Source organism: Nocardiopsis algeriensis (genome assembly GCF_014203695.1).
GTDB classification, from domain to species: domain Bacteria; phylum Actinomycetota; class Actinomycetes; order Streptosporangiales; family Streptosporangiaceae; genus Nocardiopsis; species Nocardiopsis algeriensis.
The window spans coordinates 267,843-283,703 of the sequence record NZ_JACHJO010000004.1; the positions used below are offsets into that span (position 1 = coordinate 267,843).

The following is a 15,861-nucleotide window of genomic DNA, read 5'->3' on the forward strand; positions in this document are numbered from 1 at the left end:
GCCACCGTCCCTGTGAGATGTGTCGGTTCCCTCCCAGGATCGGCGGCCCGGCACGCCGAGCGCACCGGGAACGTCCTCCCCGACCAGGGACTTTGGTCCCTTTTTCGGCGTTGTGGTGTCGTTATCCGGCCTCCGCAACGGCGGTCGGCGGCACGGCGTCGAAGAGTGCATGACTATCTCAGCGGTCCCCCCTGCACGGCGTGTCGCCGGAGCGGTGTTCGCCACGGTCCTGGCGGCCCTCCTCACAGCGTCCTGCGCCGCCCCGCACGACATGGCGGAGTTCTCGGGAGAGGCCTCCCAGGAGACGGCCCGGACCTCGGAGGACCGTCCCGCGGCGGTCGCTCCTGAGGCCGGCGGAACCGAGGCCGGCGGAACCGAGGCCGGCGAACCCGGGGCCGACGGGTCCGCGGCCTCCCTGGACGCCGGAACCGCCGCTTCCGAACGCAGCCTCGTCCACACCGCGAGCATGACGGTCCGGGTGGAGGACGTGGAGGAGGCCGGCGAGGCCGCCCGGGAGCTGGTCCTGGAGGCGGGCGGCTACATCGCCGAGGAATCGGTCTCCACCCCCGCGAACGGCGCCCCCGCCGCGTCCATGACGCTGCGCGTGCCCGCCGGCGGCTACGAGGAGGCGCTGGTCTCCCTGGCCGACCTCGGCGACCGCTCGTACCTGGACCGCTCGGTGCAGGACGTCACCGAGGAGGTGGCCGACGTCGAGAGCCGGATCGAGTCGACCGAGACGGCCCTGGAGACGCTGCGGGGCTACCTGGAGGAGGCACAGGACGTCGACGACCTGCTGCGGGTGGAGGAGGAGATCCAGACCCGCCAGGCGGAACTGGAGGCGTTCCAGGCCCGTCGCGACGCACTCGGGAACCAGACGTCGTACTCGACGGTGTATCTGGAGCTGGTGCCGCCGCAGACCTACGTCGAGCCCGCCGAGGAGGGCATCGGCTTCCTCGGCGGCCTGGAGCGCGGGTGGCAGGCGCTGGTGCGGGTCGTCCAGGGCGTCGCGGTGGCCGCGGGCTGGCTGCTGCCCTTCGCCGCAGTGATCGCGCTGCCGGCCGCCGGCGCGCTGTGGTGGCTGCGCAGGCGCCGGGCCGCCCGCCGGCGCGCCGCGGCCGCCCCGCCTCCCGCGGCGGAGGAGGCCGGCGGAACCGGGGCCTCCGGGGAGGGGCCGAACTCCTGACCCCGCGGGAACGCGAGCGGCGCCCGTCCGGGGACGGGCGCCGCTCGCGCGTGTACGGAGAACCGGTCAGACGGCGGTCTCCTCGTGGACGAACTCGGTCAGGCGCTGGAGCATGTCCGGGTCGGTGGCGGGCAGCACACCGTGGCCCAGGTTGAAGATGTGCCCGTCGGCGGCCCGGCCCCGGGACAGGATGTCGCGTGTGCGCTCGGCGACGACCTCCCAGGGCGCGAACAGGGTCGCCGGGTCCAGGTTCCCCTGCAGCGCGGTGCCGGGACGGACGCGCTGGGCGGCCTTGTCCAGCGGGATCCGCCAGTCGACACCGACCACGTCGGCGCCCGCCTCCCCGAGCAGGCCCAGCAGTTCGCCGGTTCCCACGCCGAAGTGGATGCGCGGAACCTCGTACTCCTCCAGCTGGGAGAAGATCCAGGAGGAGTAGGGCAGGACGGAGGCGCGGTAGTCCTCGGCACCGAGCGCGCCGACCCAGGAGTCGAACAGCTGGACCGCACTGGCCCCGGCCTCGATCTGGGTACGCAGGAACCCGAGCGTGATGGCCGACAGGCGGCGCATCAGCTCGTCCCACAGCTCGGGCTCGCCGTACATGAGCGCCTTGGTGTGCTCGTGGTTCTTGGACGGCCCGCCCTCGATGAGGTAGGAGGCCAGGGTGAACGGCGCTCCGGCGAAGCCGATGAGCGGCTTGTCCCCCAGCTCTCCGACCAACTGGCCGACGGCCTCGGTCACGAACCCGAGATCGTCGGGCTCGATCTCGCGCAACCGCTTGATGCCGGCCGCGTCGCGGATCGGGTCGGCGACGACGGGGCCGACCCCCGGTTTGATGTCGAGGTCGATCCCGATGGCCTTGAGCGGCACGACGATGTCGCTGAAGAAGATCGCGGCGTCGACGTCGTAGCGGCGCACGGGCTGCATCGTGATCTCGGTGACCATGTCGGGGCGCGTGCACGACTCCAGCATGGGCACGTCGGCGCGGACCCTGCGGTACTCGGGCAGGGAGCGCCCGGCCTGGCGCATGAACCACACCGGCGTGTGGGGCACGGGCAGGCGCCGGCAGGCGCGAAGGAACGGAGAATCTTGGAGAGTCACCCTTCGATCGTGCCATGTCCTGCGGGGTACTGCCGAGCGGGGCGCACGGACGGGACCTCCGCACGGCACCCGCGGGCGACCGCCGATCCCTGGAGCGGTTCCAAGATCATCACAAAACACCGACACGCCGGGGAAACTGCACCCCCCTGCGCGCCACTCGTGCCACGGTCGTCTGCGTGCCCACCCTCTCGCCCGCGGCAGGGAGCAGGCGCACGCCTCTGCACGCCCCGCCCGCACGCGGCCACCACTCAACGAAGGCTGACTTTTCCACCATGCCCGATTCCGGTAGTGCCGAGGACGCCCGCGAGACGTTCCGGCGAGCGATCGAGGCCCTGCACGAACCCTCCACCCGACCGGAGATCACCGTCCGGGAGATTCCCGCCCCCCAGAGGTTGGCGCCCCTGTCCGCCGCGGTGTCGGCGGAGGTGACCGTCCACGGCGAGGAGATCGCCTGGGGCCGTCTCATCGTGCTCTACGATCCCGAGGGCACACGCGACTGGCCCGGTCCCTTCCGGATGGTCTGCCAGGTCAACTCCGACCTGGAGACCGACATCGCCACCGACCCCATGCTCGGGCCGGTGGCCTGGAGCTGGCTGACCGACGCCCTGGAGTCGCACGGCGCCGTGCACCACACCCTGAGCGGCACGGTCACCCGCGCCACCACGGAGGGGTTCGGAACCAAGGCGGGAGAGGGCTCCAGCACGGAGGTGGAGATGCGTGCGTCGTGGACACCACAGGACGCGGACCTGTCGGGCCACGTCGGCGCGTGGCTGGCGCTCCTGGCCTCGGCTTCGGGACTGCCCCCTGCGGACGTGGCCGACATCACGGGCCGGCGCGTACGACCCTGAGCCCCGGCGCCGGGTGTCCCGGCCCCGGGCCGCTTCCGCGTCCGGTTCCCGCAGCGCATACCGTAGTGGTGTGGCGAACGCGTTGAACTCGAAGACAGAATCCCGTGGACCGGACGACGACGCCGAGCGGGCGCCGCTGCTGAAGGAACCGAGCGAGGGACTGCCGGAGGTCACCTCCGACGCCGCAGCCCTGGCCGGGGTGACCGCGGCCTTCGCCGCCGGAACCGGTCCGGTGGCGGTCGACGCCGAGCGCGCCTCGGGCTACCGGTACGGCCAGCGCGCCTACCTGGTCCAGCTGCGCCGCGAGGGTGCGGGATCGGCACTCGTCGACCCCGTCGCCTGCCCCGATCTGAGCGGGCTCAGCAGTGCACTGAGCGGTACCGAGATGGTGCTGCACGCCGCCCACCAGGACCTGCCGTGCCTGACCGAGCTCCACCTGCGCCCCGACCGCCTGTTCGACACCGAGCTGGCGGGTCGGCTGCTGGGCTACCAGCGGGTGGGACTCGGGTTCATGGTCGAGCGGATGCTCCACGTGCGGCTCGCCAAGGAGCACTCGGCGGTGGACTGGTCGCAGCGCCCCCTGCCCGAGGAATGGCTGCGCTACGCCGCCCTCGACGTGGAGATCCTCATCGACCTGCGCGACGCCCTGGAGGCGGAGCTGGAGGAGTCGGGAAAGCTGGAGTGGGCCAGGGAGGAGTTCGACTCGATCCTGGCCGCGCCCCCCAAGGAGCCCCGCCCCGACCCGTGGCGGCGCACCTCGGGGATCCACCGGGTGCGCAACCAGCGCTCGCTGGCCGCCGTGCGCGAGCTCTGGTACGAGCGCGACCGCATCGCGCAGGAGAAGGACGTCTCCCCTGGGCGGGTACTGCCCGACGCCGCGATCGTGGAGGCCGCCACGGCCATGCCGCGCACCGCGGCGGAGCTCTCCAGGATCCGGCAGTTCGGCATCAAGCTGGCCCGGCGCTACCCGGCGACGTGGCTCAAGGCGGTCAACCGGGCACGGGAGATGCCGCCGGAGGAGCTGCCGCGGCCCAACGCCCCCGGTGACGGACCGCCGCCGGTGAACCGCTGGGCCGACCGTGCTCCGGACGCGGCCTGCCGCCTGGAGGCGGTGCGGACGGCGGTGACGGGGATCGCCGAGGACGTGGTGATGCCGACCGAGAACCTGCTGCTGCCCGACACGGTGCGGCGGCTGGCCTGGGCACCGCCCGCAACGGTGGATCCCGACTCGGTGGGCGAGTTCCTGCGCGAGCGGGGTGCACGGGAGTGGCAGATCGGACTGACCGCCCTTCCCCTGGCCACCGCACTGCGCGCGGCCGCGGAAACGTGACTTTTTACCCTCTCGCCAACGGAACACACAGAACGTGACGCAAATCACTATCTGCCCCTGTGCCGAAGTCCTGTTCTAGGGCACGATGCCCGTTTAAGTTATAGAACTGTGCCCTTGGATTGCGGGCACTCTCGATGTCTACGGGTGACGGACCGCCGGCTCCCCCGCCGGGGTCCACGATCAGGGAAAGTGGTGAGACTGCTGTCGTTCTGGCGTGCTCTGCTGCGCGAAACCGGCTTGACGCGTGCGGGCAGGGCCGGGTCCGCCGAGGTCGCCGCTCCCGCGGAGAACCTCGTCCAGGAGAGGGAACCGGCGCTGGTCCCCGTCCCCACCGGCGCCCCGGTCCCCGGGGCGCCGGCCGAGGAGACCGCCGCCGCTCCCGTCCCCTCCCCCGTCCCGGTCCCCACTGCGGGGATGAGAGCCTCCTCCCTGGAACGGACGCTGCAGTCACTGGTGGAGCGACTGGGTACCGAGCATCCGGACACGATCACCGCGCGCAACAACCTCGCCACCAAGTACGCCCAGATGGGACGTCGGCAGGCCGCGGTGCAGCAGTTCGAACTGGCCCTGGAGGAGGCCCGGGCGGTCTTCGGCGAGGAGCACCCCCGCACGGAGATCATCCGCGAGAACCTGGCCTGGGCCTACGAGGACGCCGAGCGCCCCGAGGACGCCGCCGCCCAGTGGGAGATCCTGCTGCGCGAGCGCGAGGGGCAGTTCGGCAGCGCCGACGAGGACACCGTGGAGGCGCGCACCCGCCTGGCCCTGTGCTACCGCCGGTGCGGCCGCCTGGATGCGGCCATCGCCCACTACCAGCGGGCCGTCGAGGACACCCGGTCCACCGAGCAGCGTGACGACCTGCGGCTGGGTCTCAGCGTGGCGCAGAGCCTGGCGGGGCGCCACGACGACGCCATCGGCCAGCTGCGCATGGTCCTGGCGGGGCGGCGCCGACGGATGGGCAAGGGGCACCTGGACACGCTCAAGGTGCACCACCGGCTGGGGCGCGCCTACACGCAGGCGGGACGGGGCGAGGAGGCGGTGGAGACGCTGCGCGACGCCTATCGGACAGCGCTGGGTTCCTCAGGCGACCCCGAGGTGCGGCGCCTGACGCTGCGGCTGCGCCGCGACCTGGCGGGCGCCTACAACGCGGTGGGACGCCACCGCGAGGCCAACGCCCTTCTCTGAGAGCGGCTGCGACCCCCTGAACACCCCGAGGCGGGGCCCGGTGCACCGGGCCCCGCCTCGCACATCGTGGCCCGATCGTGGTCCGCGTCTCGGTCGCGGAATTTGTTACTGGCGAGTAGCATGAACCTGACCATCCATCGCACCCCTTGAGAAGGAGGGGCCATCGTGCCGCGAACTGCCCGCGATGTCGTGTTTGTCGACGGGGCCCGCACCCCGTTCGGCAAGTCTGGCAAGGGCCTCTACGCCGAGACGCGCGCCGACGACCTCGTCGTACGCGTCATCCGCGAACTGATGCGCCGCAACCCGGGCCTGCCGCCCGAGCGCATCGACGAGGTCGCCATCGCCGCCACCACCCAGATCGGCGACCAGGGCCTGACGATCGGGCGCAGCGCCGCGATCCTCGCCGGGCTGCCCAAGAGCGTTCCCGGCTACGCCATCGACCGCATGTGCGCGGGCGCCCTGACCGCGGTGACCACCGCGGGCGCGGGCATCGCCTTCGGCGCCTACGACGTGGTGATCGCCGGCGGCGTGGAGCACATGGGCCGCCACCCGATGGGCGAGGGCGTGGACCCCAACCCCCGCTTCCTCACCGAGAAGCTGGTCGACCCGTCCGCCCTGGTCATGGGCAACACGGCGGAGAACCTGCACGACCGCTACCCGGGCATCACCAAGGAGCGCGCCGACGCCTACGCGGTGCGCAGCCAGGAGAAGGTCGCCAAGGCCTACGCCGACGGCAAGATCCAGCCCGACCTCGTCGAGGTCCTGGTCCGCTCCGCCGAGCAGGGCTACGGCCTGGCCACCAAGGACGAGCCGCCGCGGCCCGGCACCGACATGAAGACCCTCGCGGGTCTGAAGACCCCCTTCCGCGCGCACGGCAACGTGACCCCCGGCAACGCCGCGGGCCTCAACGACGGTGCCACCGGTGCGATCCTCGCCGCCGAGGAGACCGCGGCCGAGCTGGGTCTGGACGCCCGGATGCGCCTGGTGGACTTCTCCTTCGCGGGTGTGGAGCCCGAGGTCATGGGCGTGGGCCCGGTCCCGGCCACCGAGAAGCTGCTCGCCCGCCAGGGCATGGGCATGGACAACATCGGCCTCATCGAGATCAACGAGGCCTTCGCCGTGCAGGTGCTCGCCTTCCTCGAGCACTTCGGCATCGCCGACGACGACGCCCGCGTCAACCCGTGGGGCGGCGCCATCGCCCTCGGCCACCCGCTGGCCTCCTCCGGCGTGCGCCTGATGATGCAGCTGGCCCGCCAGTTCGCCGAGCGCCCCGACGTCCGCTACGGCATCACCACCATGTGCGTCGGCATGGGCATGGGCGGCACCGTCCTGTGGGAGAACACCAACTACGAGGGGGGCAAGTGAGCAACAGCGCGATCGACCAGGCACGAGAGCTGTTCCGGGACGAGGTCGTCACCAAGGCGCTCTCCCGTGACGTGGAGCTCCCCTACGGCGCGGGCACCGCGGTCCTCATCACCCTGGACAACGGCCACGACCACACCCGGCCCAACACCTTCGGCCCCGCCGGCCTCCTCGACCTCGACGCCGCCATCGAGGCGGCCCGGGCGCGGACCGACATCGTCGCCGTCGCCGTCACCGGCAAGCCCTTCATCTTCGCCGTCGGCGCCGACCTGAGCGGTGTGGACGCGATCCAGAACCGCGAGCAGGCGCTGGCCATCGGCAAGCTCGGCCACGACGTGTTCCGCAAGCTCGGCGAGCTGCACGTGCCCACCTTCGCACTGGTCAACGGTGCCGCCATGGGCGGCGGCGTCGAGGTGGCCCTGCACTGCACCTACCGCACCGTCTCCTCGGGTGTGCCGGCCTTCTCCCTGCCCGAGGCCTTCCTCGGCCTGGTGCCGGGCTGGGGCGGCACCTACCTCCTGCCCAACCTGATCGGCGCCGAGAAGGCCCTGAAGCTGATCATCGACAACCCGCTCGCCCAGAACAAGGTCATCAAGGGCACGCAGGTCTTCGAGATGGGCATCGCCGACGCGATCTTCGAGCCCGCCGACTTCGTCGAGGAGTCCCTGCGCTGGGCGGCCAAGGTCGTCAAGGGCGACATCACCGTCGAACGCCCCGAGGTCGACAAGGGCGAGGCCTGGGACAACGCGGTCAACATGGCCCGCTTCACCGTCGAGGGCAAGCTGCACGGCGCCGCCCCGGCCCCGGCCCGCGCCGTCGAACTGGTCGCCGAGGCCAGGAACCGCACCCGGGACGAGGGCTTCGCCGCCGAGGACGAGGCGCTGGCCGACCTCATCATGAGCCCCGAGCTCAAGGCCGGCCTCTACGCCTTCGACCTGGTGCAGAAGCGCGCCAAGCGCCCCGCCGGCGCCCCGGACAAGTCGCTGGCCCGCAAGGTCACCAAGGTGGGCGTCGTCGGCGCCGGCCTGATGGCCGGCCAGCTGGCGCTGCTGTTCGCCCGCCGCCTGGACGTACCGGTCGTCATGACCGACCTGGACCAGGAGCGCCTGGACAAGGGCGTGGCCTACGTCCACGGCGAGGTCGACAAGCTCCTGAAGAAGGGCCGCGTCAACCAGGACAAGGCCAACCGCCTCAAGGGCCTGGTCACCGGTTCCCTGACCAAGGACGCCTTCTCCGATGCCGACTTCGTCATCGAGGCCGTGTTCGAGAAGATGGAGGTCAAGCAGCAGGTGTTCGCCGAGGTGGAGGCCGTGGTCTCCCCCGAGGCGATCCTGGCGACCAACACCTCCTCGCTGTCCATCACCGAGATGGCCTCCGGGCTCAAGCACCCCGAGCGGGTCGTGGGCTTCCACTTCTTCAACCCGGTGGCCGTCCTGCCGCTGCTGGAGATCATCCGCGGCGAGAAGACCGACGACGCCGCCCTGGCCACGGCCTTCACCGTCGCCAAGAAGCTGAAGAAGACCGCGGTCCTGTGCAAGGACGCCCCGGCGTTCGTGGTCAACCGCCTGCTCACCCTGTTCATGGGCGAGGTCCTGGCCTCGGTCAGCGAGGGCACCGAACCCGAGACGGCCGACCGCGCGGTCGCGCCTCTCGGCCTGCCGATGTCGCCGCTGATGCTGCTGCAGCTGGTGGGTCCGGCGGTGGCCCTGCACGTCTCCGAGACGCTGCACGAGGCCTTCCCCGAGCGCTTCGCGGTCTCCGCCGAACTGGGCGAGGTCGTCAAGGCGGGCAAGAACGCGATCTTCGCCCCCGACTTCACCATCGACCCGGAGGTCAAGGAGCTGCTCAAGGGCGGCGACAAGCCCTCCACCGAGCCCGAGATCCTGGACCGCGCGCTGCGCGCGCTGGCCCGGGAGATCCGGATCATGCTGGACGAGGGCGTCGTGGCCGAGGCCGCCGACATCGACCTGTGCCTGATCACCGGTGCGGGCTGGCCGTTCCACACCGGCGGCATCACGCCGTACCTGGACAAGGTCGGCGTCTCCGAGGCCGTCAACGGCAAGCCGTTCCACGAGGATGCTCCCAAGGCTCTCTAGGCCCTGTTCTCCGGAACATCTCGGGCTGCACGGCCCAGGTCCTCGGCTCCCGAAGGAGGGGCCCGGCCGCCCACACGGCGGCCGGGCCCCTCCTCTCGTGGATCCGGGCGGGTCGGGCCGCCCCGGCGTTCAGCCGTCGGAGGTGATGTCCATGCAGGCCACGGGGTCTCCGCCGTCGTCGTCGGTCGGGTCGGTGACGAACACCAGTGAGCCCATGGCGTCCGGCTCGGGCTGCCGGTCGACCGGGACCTCGGCCTGCGCCCGGCCGTCCGCATCGGTGTCCATCTGCAGGAACACGGTGTCCTCCTCTCCGCCCTCGCCGCCGGACTGCCCGCTCTCCCCGCCGGGCCGGTAGGGAGGACCGGCGTCCTCGGCGGAGGTGCCGCACCTGCCGGTGTGCACACGGGCCCCAAGCAGGCGGTTCTCGGGAAAACCCTCGACCTCCGCGTAGTAGGAGCCGCCGTTCTCCTCCGAGAGGATCACCAGTTCGGCCCGGGCCCCGTTGGCGACCGGGCTGCCCTCGTACAGCACACCGCCCGCCTCGCCCGCGCGGTCGAACTCGGCCGTGACCTCGGCCAGGCGCTCGCCCTCCGGGTCGGGTTCGGGAACGGTGGCCTCGTCCGGAGGCTCGTTGGGCTCGGTCCCCGAGAAGGTACCGCCCTCGTACCCCTCGCTGTTGCCGCCGCACCCCGAGGCGAGCAGGCCGGCGCACAGGAGGGCGGCGGTGAAGGCGACGAGGCGGCGCTCCGAAACACAGCTGTCCATGACGGAGAGACTACAGAAAGTGATGCCCCCTGCCCCGGGTACGCGCGGGCGATTTCCGGACGCGGGTCCGCCGGAGCTCCGGCGGACCCGCGGAGGTCAGGGCCTGGCGTGGGTGTGCTCGCGTACCGGCGGCGCGGACACGATCTCCTCCTCGCCGCCCTCGGAGATGCCGATCCGGTCGTGCAGCCATCGCAAGGGGCGGGGCAGCCACCAGTTGAGGCCTCCGAGCAGGCGCATCGCCGCGGGCACCATCACCGCGCGCACCAAGGTGGCGTCGACCAGCACCGCGATGGCCAGGCCGATGCCGATGATCTTCAGGAAGAGCAGGCCCGAGGTACCCATCGCCAGGAGCACCACCACCAGCAGGATCGCCGCGCTGGTGATGATCTGCCCGGTGTGCTGGAGCCCGGCGGCCACCGAGTGGGTGTTGTCCCCGGTGCGCAGGTACTCCTCCCTCACCCGGCTGAGCAGGAAGAGCTCGTAGTCCATCGCCAGACCGAAGGCCACGATGGCGATGAGGACCAGATAGGTGGGGTCGATCGTGCCGACGGCCTCGAAGCCGAGCAGGCCGGCGAAGGCGCCTTCCTGGAAGCCCCAGACCACCAGGCCCAGTGACGATCCCAGGGACAGGGCGCCCATGGCGACCGCCTTGAGGGGCAGAGCGATCGACCCGAAGGCGAGGAAGAGCAGCAGCAGGGTGGCCGTGGCGACGAAGGCCACCGTCGTGGGAAGCGTGTCGACGATCGCCGCGACGTTGTCCTGCTGCATGGCGGCCACGCCGCCCACCAGGGCGTGTGTTCCGTCGGGTGCGGGCTCGGCGCGCACGTCCTCCACCAGGCCCTTGACCTCGTCGGAATCGGTCGCCCCCCGATAGGAGACCAGCACGTGGGCGATGCCGTCGCCGGTGCGCTCGACCCGGGCCAGGACGGCCTCGGGCAGATCGCCCAGGCGCTCGGCGTACTCCTCCAGGTCCTCCTCCTCCGCCTCGCCGACCACGGCCACGTCGAGACTGCCCAGGCCGCCCGCGGGAAAGTCCTCGGTCAGCGCCTCCATGGCGATCCTGCTGCCGGCGTCCCCGGGCAGGTAGCGCTGGTCGGTGGTGCCCAGCTGGGTGGCGGCCAGGGCGGAGCTGAAGACCGCCAGCAGGCCCAGGACCGCGACGAGCGACACGGCCGGCCCGCGCATGACGATGCGGGCCAGGCGCGCCCAGGCACCGCCGTGCTCGTGCACCGCTCCGGTGACGGTGCGCCGGGGCAGTGGCAGGCGCAGGCTGTCGATGCGGGGGCCGACCACCGACAGCAGGGCGGGCAGGAAGACCAGCGCGGCCAGGAGGTCGAAGAGGACGACGGCGATGCCGCCGAAACCGATGGACTTGAGGATGGGCTGCGGGAAGAACAGCAGGCCCGCGAAGGCGATGCCGACCGTGACGCCGGAGAAGGCGACGGTGCGCCCGGCGGTGTCGACCGCGCGGGCGACCGCGGCACCGACCGGCTTGCCCTTGTTCAGCTCCTCCCGGAACCGGCTGACCATGAACAGGCCGTAGTCGATGGCCAGGCCCAGGCCCAGGATGGTGGCCACGTTGACCGAGAAGACCGAGACCTCGGTGACGTAGGTCAGGGCCCGCAGGAGGGTGAGCGAGCCGAGGATGGCGAGGCCTCCGACGACGAGCGGGACCGCGCCCGCGATCACACCGCCGAAGATGAGTACGAGGAGGAGCAGCAGGATCGGCAGCGTGACCAGCTCGGAGCGGACGATGTCCCTCTCGGCGGCCTCCGAGAGTTCGTGCTCGACGGCGACGGGGCCGCCGAGGTGCACCTCCAGGCTGCTCGACTCCAGGTGCTCGGCGACCGCCTCGTAGTGGTCGAGCCGGTCGGTGTGGCTCTCCCCCTCCAGCGTGATCGGGACGTACGTGGCGTGCATGTCCTCCGAGACGAGCATGCCGCGTTCCGTCTCACCGAGATCCTCGTCGAGGTAGGTGTCGAAGGCGGCGACCTCGCCGGGCATGCCGTCGGCCAGCCGCCGGACCGCCGCGGCGAAGGTGGGGTTGTCCACCTTGATCTCGTCGCTGCGGTAGACGGCCACGATGTCGACACCGTCGTGGCCGAGCTCGGACTCGAGCAGGTCGGAGGCCTCCGAGGACTCGGCACCGGGGTCCTCGAAGCCGCTCTCGCTGACGTCGGAGAAGACACCCGATCCCCAGATCGCGGCGAAGGCGGCGAAGACCGCGGTGAGGGCGAGGACCACCCAGCGGAACCTGTGGGCGGTCAGCCCGAGACGGCCGAACAACCCCGTGTGTGTCGGCATGTGTCGCCCTTTCAGCGAGCTGTCGTCAGGAAAGCCAACGCTGTTTGCTAACGGTGTTCACTAAAGCGTGCAGGCGTTACGCTGTCAAAGCAGACACCACGGAACAGAGCGCCGTTCTTCCGGCGCCTCGGGACGGGATGTACCTCAGCAAGATGACAGAACCGCAGGTGGACGTGGAGAAGCGGGCGCCGAGCCGGCGGGAGCGTGTGCGCGAGGCCACACTCGCCGAGATCAAGGGGATCGCCCGCAACCACCTGGTCGCGCACGGGCGGGCCGGCGTGTCCCTGCGCGCCGTCGCGCGGGAGATGGGGATGACCGCTCCGGGCCTGTACCGCTACGTCTCGGGCATCGACGCGCTGCTCGTACTGGTCACCGCGGACCTGTTCGACGAACTGGCCGACGCGGTCGCCGCGGCCGACGCCAGTGTCGCGCCCGAGGACACCGACCTCCGGATCCTCACGTCCCTGCGCGCCTTTCGCGGCTGGGCCCTGAGGCACCCCGTCGAGTTCGCCGCCATGTTCGGCCCGCACGGCCATCCCACCCCGGGAACAGACCTCACCCCGGCGCTGGAGGCGGCCCGCAGGTTCGGGGCGACCTTCTTCGTCCTGTTCGACCGACTGCTGGCCGAGGGCCGCTTCGCGCTGCCCGACAGCGGTCTGATCACCCCCGAGCTCTCCCGCGAGCTGCAGGCCTTCGCCGACACCTGCGGCTTCTCCGCCCCGCACATCCCGGTCGAGGCGGTCATGGTCCTGAGCACGTGCTGGGTGCGCCTGTACGGCGTGGTGTGCATGGAGGTGTTCGGGCATCTCGACTTCGTGATGCGGGACATGGAACCGCTCTTCGAGTCCGAGCTTCAGAACTTGTTGACAGACCTGGGTGTTCGGTACCAACCACCCGAAAACACTGCTTCGGATACCATCGATACGTCCGAATAAGCCCCGTACCTGAGGTCTGTGGCACTTGCCGGATCCGCCCCCTGGACATCCGGCCCGGGCATCGGCGTCCCGGACGTGAGAGCGAGGACGGACCCCCTTGGAGAACCGCACCGGCGACGAGCCGGTCGAACAGCCCCCGGCCACCCCCCGACCCCCGTGGCAGGCGCCCGGGCAGACCTCGTGGCAGGCGCCCGGACAGACCCCGCCGCAGGCTCCGGCCGGCCCTTCCGCACCGCAGCCGCCCTGGGCGGGCCCCGGCACCGGCCACTCCCCGCACCCGTATCCGGCCGGGCCTCCTCCGCGTCCGGCCGGACCTCCCCCGCACCAGGCCGGGCCCCTCCCGTACCGGAACGGGCCTTCCCCCTACCAGGACGGCCCTCCCCTCTACCTGCCCGAGCACTGGCCGCCGCTCCCCCAGGAGACGTCGCCGTGGGGCCGGTCCTGGCCTCCGCCGCGCCGCCGGGGACCCCGGTGGGTCCTCCTCCCCTCGGCGCTGGCGGGGGTCGTCGCCTCGGTCGCCCTGATCGCGAGCATCGCCGTCGTCTCCGTCACCCCGCAGGCGGAGCCGCAGAACGTCGGCACCGACCTGTCCGCCCTCTACGACGAGCGCCTGGCGGCCCGGCCCGAGGCGGTCGAGGTCGACATCGCCGACCATCCCCTCTACGACGCGGCGATGCCCGGAGAGGTCGAGTGCGACGTCCCCGAGGTGCAGATGGACTCCGAGGAGTCGTGGCAGGAGTTCGCCACCGTCACCGGGCAGTGCCTGGACGAGATGTGGGCGCCGGTCATGGAGGAGCTCGGCCTCACCGTCGGGACGCCCGAGTTCACCGTCACCGAGGAGTCCCCCGACTCCGGCGACGAGGAGGGCTACACGCTCGCCTACTACGAGGGCAACTACGAGCGCATCACCGTGGTGCTGCCCAACGTCCGGCAGCTGGGCGCCTTCGTCCCCGCGGGACAGCGCGAGGACGTGTGGATCGCGCTCATGGGCCACGAGTACGGGCACCACGTGCAGTACGTCACCGGCATCCTCGACATCTCCTACGAGAGGGAGTACGCCGCCGAGAGCGAGGCCGAGAGCATGGAGGTCCTCCGCCGCACCGAGCTCCAGGCCGAGTGCATGGGCGGCATCGGCCTGCGGTCGATCACCGGAGCCGACGAGGAGTCGCTGCGCCGGACCAACCAGCACTTCAACAGCGGCGGGGACCTGGACACCCACGGCAGCGCCGCCAACCGGGCCCACTGGCTGGAGCAGGGCTGGCGGGAGAGCACCGTGGGTGCCTGCAACACCTACGGCGCCGATTCCGGCCTGGTCTCCTGACCCGCGGGCCGGTCCCGTCCGAGCACCTCCTCGTAGGCCGCCCGCCCGTGGAGCTTGACGCGTTCGCCGCGCCCCAGCTCCTCGGCCCGGGCCGCCTCGGCCGCGTCGATGCGCAGCCAGTCGTCGTAGTCGCTGTACGCGGGCCCCCGCTCGCGCAGCACCTCCTCCAGCGGGACGAGGGCTCCGGCGGCCGCCCGCAACCGGGGCTCGTCCTCCAGCAGTGCGCGGACGGTCGCCGCGGCGTCGGACTTGTTGGTCCCGATCACGCCGGTGGCACCGCGCTTGATCCACCCGGCGACGTAGTCGCCCACCACGACACGGCCCTCGCCGTCCAGCACCCGGCCGTCGGCGTGGGGGACCGTGCGGATCCGCTCGTCGAAGGGCACGCCGGGCAGGGGGACGCCCGCGTAGCCGACCGAGCGCAGCACCATCCCGGCGGGCAGGTCGACGGTCTCCCCCGTTCCTTCGAGGCGCCCCTCGGCGCCGGGACGGGTGCGCTCCACGCGCACCGCCTCGACGCGGTCCCGGCCCAGGAGCTCCTGGGGCCGGGCCCAGAAGTGCAGGTGGACACTGCGGGGGCGGCCCTGCGGCTTGCGGGCGGCCTGCTCGCGCAGCAGGCGCAGGTTGGTGCGCGCGGCCCGTGCGACATCGCGCAGTCCGGGGGCGCCGCCGCCCACCTCGGCGGGGTCGATGTCGACCTGTTCGGGGCGCACGAGGACGTCGGCGCCGGGCAGTCCGAGCAGGTCGCGCAGCTCGGGGGCGGTGAACTTGGCCTGGAGCGGACCGCGCCGGGACAGCAGGTGCACCGTACGCACACGGCTGGCGGCGAGCACGTCCAGGACGGGCTGCGGAATGTCGGTGTGGCGCAGCTCGCCGGCCGTCTTGGCCAGGATGCGGACCACGTCCAGGGCCACGTTGCCCGCGCCCACGACCGCGACCTCCTCGCTGTCCAGGACGAAGCGCTCCAGCTCGCTGTCGGGATGGCCGCAGTACCAGCTGACGAAGTCGGTGGCGGCGACGCTGCCGGGCAGGTCCTCCCCCGGCACGCCCGTCCTGCGGTCCGAGGAGGCGCCGGTGGCGTAGACGACGGCGTGATGGGTGCGCGCCAGGTCCGCGCGGCTCAGGTCGGTGCCGAACTCCACACCTCCGACGAAGCGGACGTCGGGGTGCTCCAGGGTCCGGCGCAGCGACCGGGCCACCCCCTTGATCCGGGTGTGGTCGGGGGCCACGCCGTAGCGCACCAGGCCGTAGGGGGTGGGCAGTCGGTCGACGACGTCGACCCGAACGGGGACGCGGCGCTGGCGGACGAGGGCTTCGGCGGTGTAGACACCGGCCGGGCCGGAGCCGATCACGGCCACCCTGAGCGGTTCGGCTTCCTCTGTGCGCTGCTGCTGTTCGGGAGAGGTCATGGGCCCATTCTGGCAGCAGGCGGGGCCT

The 15,861-nt window shown here is 71.9% G+C and carries 12 protein-coding genes; 8 read left to right on the forward strand and 4 right to left on the reverse strand.

What is annotated here, in order from left to right:
* Positions 1–169 precede the first annotated feature (169 nt).
* Positions 170–1,183, forward strand: coding sequence for a DUF4349 domain-containing protein (locus tag FHS13_RS07785; RefSeq protein WP_184289818.1), 1,014 nt, complete (start codon positions 170–172; stop codon positions 1,181–1,183).
* A 66-nt stretch (positions 1,184–1,249) separates the two neighbouring features.
* Here FHS13_RS07785 and hemE read toward each other — a convergent pair whose 3' ends face one another.
* On the reverse strand, positions 1,250–2,218 hold the full coding sequence (gene hemE / locus FHS13_RS07790) for a uroporphyrinogen decarboxylase (protein ID WP_420221951.1): 969 nt from the start codon (positions 2,216–2,218) through the stop codon (positions 1,250–1,252).
* Between the two features lie 335 nt (positions 2,219–2,553).
* On the opposite strand from hemE, the gene FHS13_RS07795 reads away from it, so the two are divergent.
* From FHS13_RS07795 to FHS13_RS07815, 5 genes are all read left to right on the forward strand, one after another.
* Positions 2,554–3,129, forward strand: coding sequence for a DUF3000 domain-containing protein (locus FHS13_RS07795; protein WP_184289824.1), 576 nt, complete (start codon positions 2,554–2,556; stop codon positions 3,127–3,129).
* A gap of 70 nt (positions 3,130–3,199) precedes the next feature.
* On the forward strand, positions 3,200–4,459 hold the full coding sequence (locus FHS13_RS07800) for a ribonuclease D (RefSeq protein ID WP_343064942.1): 1,260 nt from the start codon (positions 3,200–3,202) through the stop codon (positions 4,457–4,459).
* Between the two features lie 198 nt (positions 4,460–4,657).
* Positions 4,658–5,641 (forward strand): tetratricopeptide repeat protein, encoded by a 984-nt coding sequence (locus tag FHS13_RS07805; RefSeq protein WP_420221950.1) that lies wholly within the window; start codon positions 4,658–4,660, stop codon positions 5,639–5,641.
* A 165-nt stretch (positions 5,642–5,806) separates the two neighbouring features.
* The gene (locus tag FHS13_RS07810; protein WP_184289827.1) at positions 5,807–7,006 is read left to right on the forward strand and encodes an acetyl-CoA C-acyltransferase; all 1,200 of its coding nucleotides are present in this window, start codon (positions 5,807–5,809) and stop codon (positions 7,004–7,006) included.
* On the forward strand, positions 7,003–9,099 hold the full coding sequence (locus tag FHS13_RS07815; protein ID WP_184289829.1) for a 3-hydroxyacyl-CoA dehydrogenase NAD-binding domain-containing protein: 2,097 nt from the start codon (positions 7,003–7,005) through the stop codon (positions 9,097–9,099). The genes FHS13_RS07810 and FHS13_RS07815 overlap by 4 nt, the downstream gene beginning before the upstream one ends.
* Before the next feature lie 129 nt (positions 9,100–9,228).
* Here the strand turns inward: FHS13_RS07815 and FHS13_RS07820 are convergent, their stop codons facing one another.
* Entirely contained in the window at positions 9,229–9,864 is a 636-nt protein-coding gene (locus FHS13_RS07820) for a hypothetical protein (protein WP_184289832.1), read from the reverse strand.
* A 96-nt stretch (positions 9,865–9,960) separates the two neighbouring features.
* Entirely contained in the window at positions 9,961–12,168 is a 2,208-nt protein-coding gene (locus FHS13_RS07825) for an MMPL family transporter (protein WP_184289835.1), read from the reverse strand.
* 152 nt (positions 12,169–12,320) lie between these two features.
* On the opposite strand from FHS13_RS07825, the gene FHS13_RS07830 reads away from it, so the two are divergent.
* Together FHS13_RS07830 and FHS13_RS07835 are read left to right on the forward strand one after the other, a co-directional pair.
* The gene (locus FHS13_RS07830) at positions 12,321–13,103 is read left to right on the forward strand and encodes a TetR/AcrR family transcriptional regulator (RefSeq protein ID WP_184289838.1); all 783 of its coding nucleotides are present in this window, start codon (positions 12,321–12,323) and stop codon (positions 13,101–13,103) included.
* Positions 13,104–13,200: 97 nt separating this feature from the next.
* Entirely contained in the window at positions 13,201–14,424 is a 1,224-nt protein-coding gene (locus FHS13_RS07835) for a neutral zinc metallopeptidase (RefSeq protein WP_184289840.1), read from the forward strand.
* On the opposite strand, the gene FHS13_RS07840 is transcribed toward FHS13_RS07835, so the two are convergent.
* Complete coding sequence (locus FHS13_RS07840) at positions 14,394–15,833, reverse strand: FAD-dependent oxidoreductase (RefSeq protein ID WP_184289843.1); 1,440 nt, start codon at positions 15,831–15,833, stop codon at positions 14,394–14,396. The genes FHS13_RS07835 and FHS13_RS07840 overlap by 31 nt on opposite strands.
* Positions 15,834–15,861: the final 28 nt, after the last annotated feature.

What these genes read in the sequence shown, in the direction of transcription:
- FHS13_RS07785 (WP_184289818.1), top strand. Translation starts at nt 170, where the DNA reads ATGACTATCTCAGCGGTCCCCCCTGCACGGCGTGTCGCCGGAGCGGTG.
- FHS13_RS07795 (WP_184289824.1), top strand. Translation starts at nt 2,554, where the DNA reads ATGCCCGATTCCGGTAGTGCCGAGGACGCCCGCGAGACGTTCCGGCGA.
- FHS13_RS07820 (WP_184289832.1), bottom strand. Translation starts at nt 9,864, where the DNA reads ATGGACAGCTGTGTTTCGGAGCGCCGCCTCGTCGCCTTCACCGCCGCC.
- FHS13_RS07825 (WP_184289835.1), bottom strand. Translation starts at nt 12,168, where the DNA reads ATGCCGACACACACGGGGTTGTTCGGCCGTCTCGGGCTGACCGCCCAC.
- FHS13_RS07830 (WP_184289838.1), top strand. Translation starts at nt 12,321, where the DNA reads ATGACAGAACCGCAGGTGGACGTGGAGAAGCGGGCGCCGAGCCGGCGG.
- FHS13_RS07840 (WP_184289843.1), bottom strand. Translation starts at nt 15,833, where the DNA reads ATGACCTCTCCCGAACAGCAGCAGCGCACAGAGGAAGCCGAACCGCTC.